The 13,785-nt window shown below is 60.6% G+C and carries 17 protein-coding genes; 12 read left to right on the top strand and 5 right to left on the bottom strand.

The genetic code is table 11. From position 1 onward, the window contains the following. Positions 1-122 precede the first annotated feature (122 nt). Positions 123-1,136 carry a LacI family DNA-binding transcriptional regulator gene (locus JWU58_RS16415; RefSeq protein ID WP_206420548.1) on the top strand — a complete coding sequence of 338 codons (1,014 nt, stop codon included), beginning with the start codon at positions 123-125 and terminating at the stop codon, positions 1,134-1,136. 5 nt (positions 1,137-1,141) lie between these two features. On the opposite strand, the gene JWU58_RS16410 is transcribed toward JWU58_RS16415, so the two are convergent. After that, entirely contained in the window at positions 1,142-3,523 is a 2,382-nt protein-coding gene (locus JWU58_RS16410) for a DUF3772 domain-containing protein (RefSeq protein WP_206420547.1), read from the bottom strand. A gap of 165 nt (positions 3,524-3,688) precedes the next feature. Between JWU58_RS16410 and JWU58_RS16405 the strand changes: the two genes are divergently transcribed. From JWU58_RS16405 to JWU58_RS16380, 6 genes are all read left to right on the top strand, one after another. Further along, positions 3,689-4,198, top strand: coding sequence for a CinA family protein (locus JWU58_RS16405; RefSeq protein WP_122601665.1), 510 nt, complete (start codon positions 3,689-3,691; stop codon positions 4,196-4,198). Continuing rightward, positions 4,195-4,713: a hypothetical protein gene (locus JWU58_RS16400; protein ID WP_206420546.1), complete on the top strand. Its 519-nt coding sequence runs from the start codon at positions 4,195-4,197 to the stop codon at positions 4,711-4,713. The genes JWU58_RS16405 and JWU58_RS16400 overlap by 4 nt, the downstream gene beginning before the upstream one ends. 7 nt (positions 4,714-4,720) lie before the next feature. After that, positions 4,721-5,176: a DUF421 domain-containing protein gene (locus JWU58_RS16395; protein WP_024012534.1), complete on the top strand. Its 456-nt coding sequence runs from the start codon at positions 4,721-4,723 to the stop codon at positions 5,174-5,176. An 86-nt stretch (positions 5,177-5,262) separates the two neighbouring features. Then, positions 5,263-5,490: a PLD nuclease N-terminal domain-containing protein gene (locus JWU58_RS16390; RefSeq protein ID WP_024012535.1), complete on the top strand. Its 228-nt coding sequence runs from the start codon at positions 5,263-5,265 to the stop codon at positions 5,488-5,490. Positions 5,491-5,531: 41 nt separating this feature from the next. After that, the gene (locus JWU58_RS16385) at positions 5,532-6,701 is read left to right on the top strand and encodes a zinc-dependent alcohol dehydrogenase (RefSeq protein ID WP_073475215.1); all 1,170 of its coding nucleotides are present in this window, start codon (positions 5,532-5,534) and stop codon (positions 6,699-6,701) included. Then, positions 6,698-6,844, top strand: coding sequence for a hypothetical protein (locus JWU58_RS16380; RefSeq protein ID WP_016774259.1), 147 nt, complete (start codon positions 6,698-6,700; stop codon positions 6,842-6,844). Before JWU58_RS16385 ends, JWU58_RS16380 begins: the two co-directional genes overlap by 4 nt. Before the next feature lie 112 nt (positions 6,845-6,956). Here JWU58_RS16380 and JWU58_RS16375 read toward each other — a convergent pair whose 3' ends face one another. Next, positions 6,957-8,180: an MFS transporter gene (locus tag JWU58_RS16375; protein ID WP_206420545.1), complete on the bottom strand. Its 1,224-nt coding sequence runs from the start codon at positions 8,178-8,180 to the stop codon at positions 6,957-6,959. 107 nt (positions 8,181-8,287) lie between these two features. Between JWU58_RS16375 and JWU58_RS16370 the strand changes: the two genes are divergently transcribed. Together JWU58_RS16370 and JWU58_RS16365 are read left to right on the top strand one after the other, a co-directional pair. Then, entirely contained in the window at positions 8,288-8,743 is a 456-nt protein-coding gene (locus tag JWU58_RS16370; RefSeq protein WP_206420544.1) for a winged helix-turn-helix transcriptional regulator, read from the top strand. Between the two features lie 164 nt (positions 8,744-8,907). Next, positions 8,908-9,333: a VOC family protein gene (locus JWU58_RS16365; protein WP_206420543.1), complete on the top strand. Its 426-nt coding sequence runs from the start codon at positions 8,908-8,910 to the stop codon at positions 9,331-9,333. Here JWU58_RS16365 and JWU58_RS16360 read toward each other — a convergent pair whose 3' ends face one another. After that, positions 9,334-10,248, bottom strand: a complete 915-nt coding sequence (locus JWU58_RS16360; RefSeq protein WP_206420542.1) for a LysR family transcriptional regulator — start codon at positions 10,246-10,248, stop codon at positions 9,334-9,336. It lies immediately after the preceding gene. Positions 10,249-10,450: 202 nt separating this feature from the next. Between JWU58_RS16360 and JWU58_RS16355 the strand changes: the two genes are divergently transcribed. The 3 genes from JWU58_RS16355 (at position 10,451) to JWU58_RS16345 (ending at position 13,247) form a co-directional block, all read left to right on the top strand. Beyond that, positions 10,451-11,791, top strand: coding sequence for a nucleobase:cation symporter-2 family protein (locus tag JWU58_RS16355; protein WP_016774264.1), 1,341 nt, complete (start codon positions 10,451-10,453; stop codon positions 11,789-11,791). Between the two features lie 33 nt (positions 11,792-11,824). Further along, a complete protein-coding gene (locus JWU58_RS16350) occupies positions 11,825-12,334 on the top strand; it encodes a nucleoside deaminase (protein ID WP_016774265.1) in 510 nt (169 codons plus the stop codon). 178 nt (positions 12,335-12,512) lie between these two features. Further along, the gene (locus JWU58_RS16345; RefSeq protein WP_206420541.1) at positions 12,513-13,247 is read left to right on the top strand and encodes a class I SAM-dependent methyltransferase; all 735 of its coding nucleotides are present in this window, start codon (positions 12,513-12,515) and stop codon (positions 13,245-13,247) included. Here the strand turns inward: JWU58_RS16345 and JWU58_RS16340 are convergent. After that, positions 13,244-13,492, bottom strand: a complete 249-nt coding sequence (locus tag JWU58_RS16340) for a DUF6555 family protein (RefSeq protein WP_016774267.1) — start codon at positions 13,490-13,492, stop codon at positions 13,244-13,246. The two genes, JWU58_RS16345 and JWU58_RS16340, sit on opposite strands and share 4 nt — an antisense overlap. 84 nt (positions 13,493-13,576) lie before the next feature. Further along, positions 13,577-13,783 carry a hypothetical protein gene (locus JWU58_RS16335; RefSeq protein WP_050977883.1) on the bottom strand — a complete coding sequence of 69 codons (207 nt, stop codon included), beginning with the start codon at positions 13,781-13,783 and terminating at the stop codon, positions 13,577-13,579. Between the last annotated feature and the right edge of the window lie 2 nt (positions 13,784-13,785).

The following is a 13,785-nucleotide window of genomic DNA, read 5'->3' as shown; positions in this document are numbered from 1 at the left end:
TGGGCGAAATCTAGGCTTGAATTAGCCGAGTGTCAAATGCCAGCGGATGATCGACAGCGTTTCGATCGCTCGTCGCCTGCGGTAAGCTCCGCGCCTGATCGGCATGAATCAACGAGGTGTTTTTGTCCAATATTCGCGAAGTGGCTCGGCTGGCCGGGGTTTCCGTGGCGACGGTTTCGAGGACTTTGAAATCGCCCGAGCGCGTGCTCGCGCCAACCCGTGAGCGCGTCATGGCTGCGGTGGAGCAGGCCGGCTATCGGCCGAACCTGATGGCCGTGCAGTTTCGCTCGCGGCGCACCGGCAATCTGGTGATTCTGGTGCCGACCATCGCCAACACCTTTTTTGCCCGGGTCATCAGCGGCGCGCAGCAAGCGGCGCAGGCGGCCGGTTATCGCCTGCTGCTGTGCGACACCCAGGGCCGGGAAGAACTGGAGCGGCAATTCGCCGAGCTGGTATACGCCTATCAGGCCGACGGGGTGATCCAGTTGCGCGCCTACGATCCTTTCGAAAACGCCCCGGCCGACGCCGATGTGCCGCCGATCGTTAACGCCTGCGAAGTGCTCAAGGCCGGGCGTTATCCAACCATCAGCCTGGACAACGTTGCCGCCGCCAAAGCCATGACCGAACACCTGATCGCCTTGGGACACCGACGCATCGGCCTGATCAAAGGCTCGAAAAACAGCCCGCTGACTTTGGATCGATTGGCGGGTTACGAAGCGGCATTGCGCGAAGCCGGGATTGCCTTCGATGAAGCACTGATCTGCCATGGCAATTTCAGCCTCGAGGCCGGTTTTGCAGGCGCGCAAAAGATGCTCGCATTGGCCGAGCGGCCGAGCGCGCTGTTCTGCGAAAACGATGAAATGGCCATTGGTGCGCTCAAGCGCATCCGGCAGGCCGGGCTGCGTGTGCCCGAGGATATTTCAGTGGTGGGTTTCGATGACATTCCGATGGCTGCGTACTGCGATCCGCCGCTGACCACCATCTCGCAACCGGCCGAGGCCTTCGGGGCCAAGGCGGTCGAGATGTTGATTGCGCTGATCGAAAAACAGCCGCTGACAGAGCGGCATGTCGTCTTGCCGTTCGAGCTGACGCCACGCAGCAGCACGGCCCGCATCGACAACTTGGGCAAGCGCTAACCGAATCACGCCGCTGGCGGCTTCGCCAGCGCAATCCCCGCCGCGCCCAACCGCTTCAACACCTCAAACAACAAATCGCTCTTGGTCAGCCCGACAATCCTCGGGCTGCCCACATAGCCGGTGACCGTGAGGGTTATCCCGTCCGGCGACAATTTGCTGAAACGCACGAACGGCGCCGGTTTATCGAGGATGGTTTCGTTCTCGTGATACGCATCCAGCAGCAGCTGTTTGACCTCTTCAGGATCAATATCCAGCGGGAAAACCAGCTCCAGCGACGCCACGCCCTGAGCGCTGCCGCCAAGGGTGACGTTGCGCAGGTTCTGCGAGATCAGTTGCGAGTTGGGCACGATCACGATCGAGCGGTCGCTGAGCTGGATTTCCGTGGCACGCACGTTGATCCGGCGGATGTCGCCCTCGACGCCGCTGATGCTGATCAGGTCGCCGACTTTCACCGGGCGCTCGGTGAGCAGAATCAGGCCGGAGACGAAGTTCTTGACGATCTCCTGCAAGCCAAAGCCGATGCCCACCGACAACGCACTGACGATCCACGCCAGATTGGTCCACTGCACGCCCAACGACGACAGCGTCAGCAGAATTACGAAGGCGTAGCCGATGTTGGAAAACAGCGTGCTCAGTGACGCGCACATGCCCGGGTCCATGTCGGTCTTGGGCAGGAATTCGTTGTCGAGCCAGCGGCTTAATGCACGGATCAGCCAGATGCCAATCAGCAGTGCCAGCAGTGCGTTGAGCAGATGCGCCGGGACAATATTCAGCTTGCGCAAACCGGCGCCGCCAAGAATCGACATGATGTTGGTGACCAGTTGGCCAAGCGTGGTACCGATGCCGCCGACAAACAACGAAATCAGCGCCATCAGCATCAGGCCGGCGCGGCTGACGCCGGACAAAAGGATCGACGTCTGCTCGAGGCGTCGGTCGCTGACGCCGAGCAATTGCTTGAGCGCCTGGCCGCTCGCGTGTTTCGGCGAAAACAGGTGCTCACAGGCGTCCTTGACCAGCTGAATCAGCAAGTAGAAGCCCGACAGCACGACATAGCCCCACACCAGCTCATAGCTGATGAACCGTGCCAGCGAAACATAGCCGGCAAGCAGGGCGATGGCCGTCACCAACATCGAGAGACTGGCGACGCTGTAGATCAGCCCGGCGAACACGCTGTTCGTAGCCGACGCGTCATTGGCTGCGACCAAGGCCTTGCGCACTTTGCCGACGCGCAACAGCATCGTGCCGATGATCGCCAGCACCACCATGGAAATCACGCCGCGCCCGGCCATCACGATGTGGCTGCTCATGCCTGTGGCATTGGCGACTTGCACCAGCGTCACCAACACCAGCAACGAGCAGGCGAGGATTCGCGGATAAGGCTTGAGGGCCAGCGCCACTGGATCGGCAATCGCCGGCAGGCGCCAGGACGGGTGCGCGGTGGAGAGCAATGCGCGGCTGAGCCCGGTGATCAGCACGCAGGCATAGACGACTTTCTCGAACTCTTCGGAGAAAGTTTCCAGCACCGGCGGCAGTGCGTCGTGGCGGGTGCAGGCGTAGAACAACAGCTTCAGGGCGATGGCGGTGGTGACGAACGTCGCGATAGCTGAGGCGAAGGCCAAGGCGCTTCTGCGCAGTCGGCCCTCCGCCACGCGATGAATGCAGAACCAGGTCAGCCCGCGCTCAGCCAGACGTCGGCCGAAGGTCCAGATCAGCACCGCCAACAACACCAGCACGCAGGTGTAGAAGCGCTCGCCCGGCGCCCAGACCGTCGCCCATACGTCAGCCACCTGCTCGACGAACAGTCGCAGGCGCTGGCGGTCGTCTTCGCTTGGATTGACCAGCGGTGTCCAGAAATACGGGCTCAATACGCTGCGGGTGCTCAGGGTCAGTTCGCTTTCCAGCAGGGTGCGGCGGATGCCGGCGATTTGCGTGATCAGGTCGGCGGCGTTCTGTTTCAGTGCGGCGAGGCTTTTCAGGGTGCCATCGACCTTGCTTTTCTGCTCCGCCAGCGCCGCCCGCTGCGCGACGATATCGGCTTGCTCGGCGGCCACCTCGGCGTCTGGAGCGGTGCCGAGCACGCCCAGTTGCACCGCCAGTTGCGCCTGTTGCGGCAACAGCGCTGCCGACAACCGATCGACATCGAGAATGAACGCCTGCACCCGATCCTGTGGGCCTTCGAGCTGGTTGTAATTGTTCGCCGCCGAAATCTGCTGCTTGAGCCCGTCGAGGCGTTGTTGCAGGGCTTGCAGATCGCTTTGCGAAATCACAGGTAGAGGCGCTGCGCCTGAGTTCGCCGGCGCGGCAACATCCGCCGCCCACAACGCAGCGCTGCCCGGCATCAGCAGTAGGAACAGAATGAAAAACAACGACTTGAATGAACAGCGCATGGGGGCGGCGAGCTCGAGTGGTTCACACAGACTATGAGGGTAGGTGATCGCGCTGAACGGGGCGGAAAACTTTCACTGCAAGAGGCGCTTACACGCTCATCCAATCCGGCGGAATGATCCGCGCAGCGAGCGGTCAACCGGCAATAACAGCTTCGAGAACGTGCCATGTCCATTGCCAAGGAAACCATTGAATACCTGCGCCAACATTCGCTGATCATCACCACCGCCGAATCCTGCACCGCCGGGGAAATCGTCATGTTGCTGTCGGAAGTCCCCGGCAGCGGCGAGCTGATCGAGTGCGGCTATGTGGTCTATTCGCCGCAAGCCAAGCAGCGCCTGCTGCACGTCAGCCCGGCGACCATGGACACCTTCAATCTGACCAGCGTGGAAGTGGCCAGTGAAATGGCCATCGGCGCGTTGCGCGACAGCACGGCCAACGTTGCCGTTGCCACCACCGGCATTCTCGGACCCGACGATATGGATGGCATCAAGGCCGGTACGGTGTGTTTCGCCTGGGCATTCCAGTTCGATGACAAACATTTTCTGTTCAGCAGCCAACAATGGTTTGCCGGATCGCGCAGTGAAGTGCAGACCCTCGCTTCTGAATTCGCCCTGCAGCAGTTGCCGGACTATCACCGTCGCGCCTTGCGCGGCGAAGGAGGGTGGCGCCGATGAAGCCTGACGCCGACCATCCCGATCTGCAAAGCCGACAGTTCCCGGTGCAGGAGGACATGGCCTATCAGTTGAAGGTCTGGCGCTTCGAGCACATTGGTTGGTATCTGCTGGTGTTATGCATGCTGCTGGGCCTGTTGGGATTGTTTTCCCGGGGCGTGCTCAGTTCGCAGGACGCTCGCAGCGATGACGGTAAAGTCCAGATCGAATACGAGATGTTCCATCGCAACGGCTCGACCAACCCGCTGAAACTCAGCGTGCACACGGCGCCTGAAGCCACTGTTGAACTCGACATCGGTGGCGAGATGCTCGATGGCTTCAGCGTCGAAACCATGCAACCGGCCCCGATGCGTATGCGCAGCTCAAAACAGGGCATGCGCTTGTGGTTGCAGGCGGATGCGCAAGGGCAGGCGACGCTCTATGTGACGCTGCGCGGTGACGGATTGGGCCTGTTTCGCAGCCAAATCCGGGTGCCGGGCTCGAGCGAAGTGAAGCTTACTCAATTCATTTATCCATAGGTGACCCATGGACTCGGTGTTGCGCGCACTCGCGATGTATCTGGCACTGATGGTGCTGTTCAAAATTGCCGGCCGGCGTTCGCTGGCCGAGTTGACGACGTTTGATTTCGTCCTGCTGATGATCATCGGTGAAGCCACCCAGCAAGCGCTGCTCGGTGATGATTTTTCTCTGACCAATGCGTTTCTGGTGATCATTACGCTGATCGCTGTGGATGTCGGTTTTTCCCTGCTCAAACAACGTTCCAGTTGGGTGTCGCGGCTGATTGATGGCGAGCCGACGATCATTGTCGAGAATGGCAAGCTGTTGCACCGACGCCTGCGCCATGCGCGGCTGGTCGAGGCAGATGTCATGGAGGCGGCGCGCTCCAGTCAGGGCATAGAAACCATCGACCAGATCAAATTCGCAATCATCGAGCGCAACGGCAAGATTTCCGTCATCCGCCAGGATCCGGAAGGCGGCTGAACCTTTGACGCCCCACGGCCGCAATTTTTTTGAACGCTGAAAAAGCCTCACAGCCCAATGCTTACAAGTCATCGGAGGATTGCGAAATGAACGAGGCAGCCAGTTACTTCTCCATCGCCGTGGCGGTGATCATTCTGCTGGTCGATCTGTGGGCGATTGTCAGTGTGTTTCGCAGCAACAAAAGCGTCGGCGTCAAAGCCGCCTGGGCGATCGGCCTGATTGTATTCCCGGTGCTCGGCCTGATCGTGTGGGGCATCGCCGGCCCGCGCGGCGTCAAGGAAGGGCCTTCGTCGCCGGAGCACAGTAAGGGTTGAGAACCCTGATTTGCGCACATCCGGAAAATGGGAGGTGAACGATGAAAGCTGTTGTATTTCATGGCGTCGGGGACATCCGCCTGGACGATGTGCCCGAGCCAACCATTCAAGCGCCGACCGATGCCATTGTCAGGCTGACCGCGTCGGCCATTTGCGGCACCGATCTGCATTTCATTCGCGGCAGTGCGCCGGACATGCAGCCCGGCACGATCCTTGGGCACGAGGGCGTGGGGATCGTCGAAGCACTTGGCGAAGACGTGCGCAATCTCAAGGTTGGCGATCGCGTGCTGATTCCCTCGACCATTGCCTGCGGCAACTGCTCGTACTGCCGCGCCGGCTATTTCGCCCAGTGCGACGTGGCCAACCCCAACGGTAAAACCGCTGGCACGTCATTTTTTGGCGGGCCGAAAACCACCGGGCCGTTCGATGGCCTGCAAGCCGAGAAAGCGCGCATCCCTTTCGCCAACATTGGTCTGATCAAACTGCCGGACGCCATCACCGACGATCAGGCGATTGCCATGTCGGATATTTTTCCCACTGCCTGGTTCGGCGCCGACATGGCCCGGATCAAGGACGGCGACACGGTGGCGGTGTTCGGCTGCGGGCCGGTCGGGCTGTTTGCGATTATCAGCGCGAAGCTGATGGGCGCCGGCCGGGTGTTCGCCATCGATGGCCTGGAAGATCGCCTCGCTCGCGCGCAGGCATTGGGTGCCGAGTGCATCAACTTCGAGAAAGAAGATCCAGTTGAAACCATTGCGCGCCTGACTGCGGAAATTGGCGTGGATCGGGTGATCGAGGCCGTGGGCATCGACGCCAACCATTCCCATCACGGCCATCACCATCCTGCGCAGTGGCAACCGGGCGATGCGCCTTCGCAAGCGCTGGAATGGGCGGTCAAGGCTGTGGCCAAGGCCGGCACGATTTCCATCATCGGTGTCTATCCCGCCGGGTTCGACAGCTTCCCGATCGGCGAAGCGATGAACAAGAACGTGCGTATCAACATGGGCAACTGTCATCACCGCAAATACATTCCCAAGCTGATCGAAATGACCCTCGCCGGGCGCGTCGATCCAGCGAAAGTGCTGACGCAGGACGAGCCTTTGACTGACGCGATTTCGGCGTTCAAGGCGTTTGATCAACATCAATCCGGCTGGATCAAGGTCAAGCTGGAACCGGGTAGCGATACCACTGCTGACAGGAGATCGTCATGAAAAAAATCTGCGTATGTCTGGGGTTCTGCTCGATGTTTCTGTTGAGCGGCTGCTTCGATTCCAACGATGCACCCAACAAGGACGGTGACAAAAGCAAACCGTCGGTGCAGATGCAGACCGAGAAGCCTGAGGAGGGCAAGTAACTGCTGGCAAATAATCCCTGTGGGAGCGAGCCTGCTCGCGAAGGCGTCAGGTCGGACAACTCTGTGCTGACTGATGCTCCGTTTTCGCGAGCAGGCTCGCTCCCGCACTGGTTCAGTTCGAGTAGCGGTATTCCAGCCATGCCCAATACAGTAAAGCCACAGCACTGACCCCACCCCCGAGAAAACACACCGCCACCCAGCCAGAGTGCGCATAGGTATACGTCGCCGCGATAGCGCCCAAACCACTGCCCACCGAGTAAAAGCACATATACGCACCGACCAGTCGGCTCTGCGCATCGGGCCGTGCGGCGAAGATCAGGCTTTGATTGGTCACGTGCACCGCTTGCACGGCGAAGTCGAGCAGGATCACTCCGACAGCCATGGCCAGCAGCGAACTGTCGACAAATGCGATGGGTAGCCAGGACAGCGTCAGCAGCGCCAGGGCGATGCCGGTGGTGCGATTGCCCAAGCCGCGATCGGCCAGGCGCCCAGCCCGTGCGGCGGCGAGCGCGCCCGCCACTCCGGCCAGACCAAACAGGCCGATCTGCGTGTGGGACAACGACAGGGGCGGGGCGCTGAGCGGCAGCACCATCGACGTCCACAACACACTGAAGGCGGCGAAAATCAGCAGGGCGAAGATGCCGCGGACGCGCAGTACCCGCTCAGTCAAAAACAATTCCAATACCGAGCGCAGCAGTCGCCAGTAACTGCCCTGCGCGGGCGGTTTTGCCGAGGCGGGCAGGGTGCGCCATAACAGCAGGGCCAAGCCGATCATCATGACTGCCGAGACAAAATACACGCCGCGCCATCCGGCCAGATCAGCCACTACGCCGGAAACGAAACGCGCCAGCAAAATGCCCAGTACCACGCCACTGGTGACGGTGCCCACCGCGGCGCCGCGCTGCTGCGGGCGAGCAAGGCTGGCGGTGCAGGCGACCACCACTTGCACCACCACCGCCAGCAATCCCACCAGCATCATGGCACCGAGCAACACTCCCCAGCTCTCGGACAGGCCCACGGCACACAGCGCCGTCGCAGACAAAAGCAGTTGGCTGACGATGAGTTTCTTGCGATCGAGCAGATCACCCAGCGGCACAATGAACAGCAGCCCGACCGCATACCCGGCTTGCGTGGCCGTGACCACTACGCCGATCGCCCCCGGTGGAACCCCGAGGCTGGCGGCCATCGATTCCAGCAATGGCTGTGCGAAGTAAACATTGGCCACCGCCATCGCGCAGGTGATTGCAAAGAGAAAAGTCTGCAAACGACTCAGCCCGGTCGTTGCGCTGTCAGTTGCGGCTTGCGCATTGACCGGGTTTTGCGTCTGACACGGCATCCTTGCTTCCTCGTAGTGTGGTTTTGAATTGAAACCGAGGCGTTGATCTTTATTCATTCGGGTTGTTAAATGCAACCACATTCAGTAGCTGATCCATCAGGAATCACATGGCCCGACAACAAACATTGGCACAGAGCGAATGCCCGGTGGCCCGAACCCTCGAAGCCATTGGCGATCGCTGGGCCTTGATGATCATTCGCGATGCGTTCGATGACGTGCGCCGGTTCAGCGAATTCCAGAAACGTCTGGGCCTGGCCAAGAACATCCTCACGGTCAAACTGAAAATGCTCGTCGAGCTCGGCGTGTTGCAGATTCAGCCCGCGTCCGATGGCAGCGCCTACAAGGAATACGTGCTCACCGACATGGGCCGCGCGGTGTTCCCCATCGTCGTCAGCCTGCGGCAGTGGGGCGAGCGCTTCCTGTTCGCGGAAGGCGAGGAGCATTCGGTGCTGCTCGACAACGAGGGGGCCGAGCCCGTTGAGACTCTCGTCGTGCGCTCCAAGGCGGGCGCGGTGCTGGCCCCGGCGGACTGTCACCGAAAAGTGGTGACGCGCCGGCAATGAAGCCGGGCAGATAGCCGTGGCGTGTATTCACAGCCGCGCTATCTCCATGGCATGAAAAGTCGAGTCGGCAACCGGCGGGTTTTTGATCTAGGCTGTTTTCGATCCTCGATCAGCAGCGGTACGCCGTTGCCATATTTCCAGCAACGCGACTACCGGAGTGCCTGATGAGCCTTTCACCTTTCCACCTCGCCATCCCGGTCTACGATCTTGCCGCTTGCCGGCGTTTTTACGGTGAAGTGTTCGGCCTGGAGGAGGGCCGGTCCAGCGCGCAATGGGTCGACTTCAACTTCTACGGCCACCAATTGGTGATCCACGAACAGCCGAAAACGGCTGCCCAGCAAAGCATTACTAGCAACCCGGTAGACGGTCACGATGTACCGGTCCCGCACTTCGGCATCATTTTGCAGTGGGAGCAATGGGAGGCACTGGCCGAGCGACTGAAGTCATTCGGCACGCAATTCGTGATAGAGCCCTACATTCGATTCAAGGGTCAGGTCGGCGAACAGGCGACCATGTTTTTACTCGACCCCTGCGGCAATGCGCTGGAATTCAAGGCATTCAAGGACATGAGTCAGGTGTTTGCCAAATGATCACAGCGTAGTGGTCTGGCCGTTGCGATCGCGTTCATAAACCTTATTGGCCTGCAGCTTTTCCTTCAGCCAACGCTCGGCCGTGCCCAGCGGCCGTTGGCGTGCCCATAACAGGTCGACGCCGATTTGCCAGTCGGTATGCGGGTACGCCGACAGCTGCAACTCGACCAGTTCGCCATTGCCCAGTTCACGCTGGATCAGTTGGCGCGGCAGGGTCGCCCAGCCGAGGCCGGCGCGGACCATTTCCAGCAGCGCCAGATAGCTTTCCGCTTGCCACAGCTGCGTCGAACGCAGGTATTCACTGCTCGGCAGTTTGCTGGCGTGCGCACTGAACGCCAGGCGCCGATGCACGTGCAAATCGTCGAACGTGACGTTGTCCAGTTTCGCCAGCGGATGATCGGGATGGCAGACGTGCAGCATGATCAGTTTGCCCAGTTGCTGGAACGCCAGTTCCCGGGGATAGCCCGGCTGCGAAAACGCCACCCCCAGCACCGCCTCGCCGCTGCTGACCAGTTCGCTGACATCGCCGTAGACCGGGTGACGAATGATCAGATCGACAAACGGGAAGGCCTGCTCGAACGCTTGCAGCACTGGCATGATCGGGCCGTACGGCGTTTCAATCGCCAGGGTCAGGCTCGGTTCGACGCTATCCGAGAGGCAATCAGCGTGGGCCTCGAAGGTCATGCAGCGCTCCAGTACCGCTTCTGCCTGCACCAGTAATTTATGCCCGCTGGCGGTGAGGGCAGGGCTGCGATTGCTGCGGTCGAACAGCTCGACGCCAAGGTCGGTTTCAAGATTGGCGATCGCTGCGCTGATGGTCGATTGCGTCTTGCCCAGCTTGCGCCCGGCGGCGGAGAACGAGCCGCTTTTCACCACCTGGACGAACATCAGCAACTGATCGAGTGAGAAGCGCACGCGGTGTACTCCGAGGTTGAGCGAGACGGCGATTGTGCCGCGTCTTTGCCATCGAAAAAAGCGATGGTTGCCAATTTGTTTCATCGTTAAAAAGATTCAAGGATGACCCCGCGTCTTCGAACACCGGGGCCGATTCTCTCTGTGCATCTGTCCCTGAGCGCCCGCGATTACAACCAACGCTGCCCCTTCAGGAGCTTGTGCCATGACTACACAACGCGTTCACCCGGTCGACGAGGTGTTGCCCCTGCGGCAGCTTTTCACCTTCGGTCTGCAGCATGTTCTGGTGATGTATGCGGGAGCGGTGGCGGTGCCGCTGATTCTTGGCAGCGCGATGGGGCTGACGTCGGCTCAGGTGGTTTTACTGATCAACGCCAACCTGCTGACCTCTGGTGTGGCGACGCTGATTCAGACCCTCGGCTTCTGGAAGTTCGGCGCGCGGTTACCGTTGATTCAGGGCTGCTCGTTCATTGCGCTGGCGCCGATGATCATGATCGGCAAGGAGTTCGGCCTCAGCCAGATCTTTGGGGCGGTGATCGCCGCCGGCTTCCTGACCATCGCACTGGCGCCGGTGTTCAGCCGCTTGCTGCGATTCTTTCCACCCGTGGTGATTGGCAGCCTGATCACCATCATCGGTATTTCACTGATGCCGGCGGCGGCAATCTGGCTGGGTGGCGGCAATCCCGATTCGCCTGACTTCGGTCGCCCGGCCAATCTGCTGCTGGGCCTGGCCACGGTCAGTGTGACGCTGGTGATTTATGCGAAATTCAGCGGCTTCATCGGTAACCTCAGTGTGCTCATCGGCTTGTTTGTCGGCAGCCTGATCGCTGCCGCCTGCGGCATGACGCACTTCAATCGGGTCAGCGAGGCGGCGTGGTTCGAGTTGAGCGCGCCAATGGCGTTCGGTCCGCCGGAATTTTCTCTGGTACCGATTCTGATCATGACCCTGGCGATGCTGGTGATCATGGCCGAGACCACTGGCAACTGCCTGGCCATCGGCAAACTGGTCGGCAAACCGACTACGCAGCAGACCCTCGGCAACGCCTTCCGCGCCGACGGCTTGTCGACCATGCTCGGTGGTGTGTTCAACAGCTTTCCCTATAACGCCTTCACGCAAAACACCGGCCTGATTGCGCTTTCGAGCATCAAGAGCCGCTTCGTCGTCGCGGCCGCTGGCGCAATCATGGTGTTGATGGGCTTGTTCCCCAAGCTCGGCGCGCTGATTGCGGCGGTGCCGACGCCGGTGCTGGGCGGCTGCGCGATCGTCATGTTCGGCATGACCACGGTGGCGGGCATTCAGGAATTGTCCCGGGTGCAGTTCGAAGGCACACGCAACGCCATCATTGTTGCGGTGTCGGTCAGCGTCGGCGTCCTGCCAATGTCGTTTCCGGCCCTGTTCGAACATGTCGGCCCGACGCTGAAACTGGTGCTCGACAGCGGCATTTTCCTCGGTGCGATCACCGCCATTCTGCTCAATGTGCTGCTCAACAAACAAAAACCATCGACCGACGCCGTCGGCGCTTCCACGGCCGAACTGGCCGACTGACTTTTGTTTTTTCCCACTGCCCAGGAGTTACCCATGAATCAATTCACTCAGCTTGTCCCGGCCGGCGTCAGCGATCTGGACCTGGCATTGCTGCGCCAGACCATCGCCCTGTCGCAGGCGTCGAAACAACGTGGCCGGCACCCGTTCGCGGCGCTGGTGGCGGACCGCGACGGCAAGGTCATTGCCGAAGCGGGCAACAATTCGATGCCGCCGGAGGGTGATCCCACCCAGCATGCCGAACTGGTCGCGGTCGCTGCGGCGGCGAAGCGGTTGTCACCCACGGAGCTGGAGGCGTGCACGCTGTACACCAGCGCCGAACCTTGCTGCATGTGCGCGGGCGCGGTGTATTGGACCGGTGTCGGGCGAGTGGTGTATGCGTTGTCGGAGCATGCTTTGCTCGGGCTGACCGGCGATCATCCGGAGAACCCGACGTTCTCGTTGCCGTGTCGCGAAGTGTTTGCCAGAGGGCAGCGCACGGTCAGTGTCTTCGGGCCGATGCTGGAGGCAGAGGCGGCTGAGCCGCATAAAGGGTTCTGGTCTTAGTTATTATGGATCGTTCCCACGCTCCTGCGTGGGGACCCATCCGCTGACGCTCTGCATCACTTTTACTTCGCCGGGATGACATCCACACATTCCCCAGCGGAATGCCCCCCATGAAATCATTGGATTTTTCTTCTCCACGCTCACCGCGTAGCGTGTCGCAAAGACAAGGAGAATCGCCATGACCCAACCCGCCACTGACGCCGCCGGCAAATTCGACACCTCCCGCGCCAACGAATATGCCCGGCAAAGCCGCATTGCCCTGGCTGGCTACGATGCCTGTCACGACTTGTCGGCCTGTATGCTCGCCGCCAGCCTCGGGCAGTCGCGTCCGGCAAACGTGCTGGTGGTGGGCGCGGGGGGCACCGCGCAGGAAATCATCGCCATGGCCGCGCTGGAGCCGGAGTGGCGCTTCACTGCGGTCGATCCTTCCGGGCCGATGCTCGATGCTGCGACCGAACATCTGCGCGCCAATGATCTGCTGAGCAGAACCCATGTGCATCTCGGTCATGTCGAAGACTTGCCGGCCGACGCATCTTTCGACGCCGCCACCCTGATCGGTGTACTCCATCACCTGGGCGGTGATGAGGCCAAGCAACAGATACTGCGCTCCATTCAGGCCCGCCTCAAACCCGGCGCGCCATTGATCGTGGCCGGCAATCATTACGCTTACGCCAGTCAGCCGTTGCTGCTGCAAGCCTGGAGCCAGCGCTGGCGACAGCAGGGCGCAACCGCTGACGAGGTGCAGGCGAAACTCGGGAAGATTTTGCAGGGCGCTGATCCGCCGCACTCGGAGGCGGCGGTGCAGGCTTTGTTACATGGTGCCGGATTCGGCGATGCAACACGGTTTTTCAGCAGTCTGTACTGGGGCGCCTGGCTGACGTGCAAGCTCAGCCAGGCGACCCGATTTGCCTAAGCCTCCGTCCAGTCCAGCGCTGCCGTCTCGCGCCATTTCACGTCGGTGATCCCATAACGCTCGGCCTGGGGTTTGGAAACCACTTTCAACGGTGGTTTACCCGGTTTCGGAATCGGCGCAATACCGGCGTCACAGCTCGCCCAATGCCAAGCGTCGGCGTTGCGCATACTCTTGGCGCGGATGACGAATGATTTTGGCTGGTCGTGATGTTTGTATTCGATGACGAAAATATCGGTGCTACGCATGAGTTCCTCCTTACGCTCATACGTAAATGATTTTGTCCGACAAGAAAAATTCAAAGGATTTTCTGGCCGGATGATCAGCGTCACTCAGCGCTCTAAAACGCGGTTCTTCATGAAGCCGCGCAGGTTCATCAGGAACAGGCAGAGCTGCAGAACGATCAGCGCGTAAGCCCCGGCATGGACGCCCCAGATCACCCACAGCAAATTGCTCAGACTGAAACAAACGAAACCGCTCATGCGCCGTTGCGGTCGTTGCGAACCGATCAGCCACGCGGCCAGAACGGTGACCAGCATCG

This window comes from Pseudomonas atacamensis, assembly GCF_017167965.1.
GTDB lineage: Bacteria > Pseudomonadota > Gammaproteobacteria > Pseudomonadales > Pseudomonadaceae > Aquipseudomonas > Aquipseudomonas atacamensis.
The sequence above is the reverse complement of the archived record's forward strand: the minus strand, read 5'-3'. Positions and strand labels throughout refer to the sequence as shown.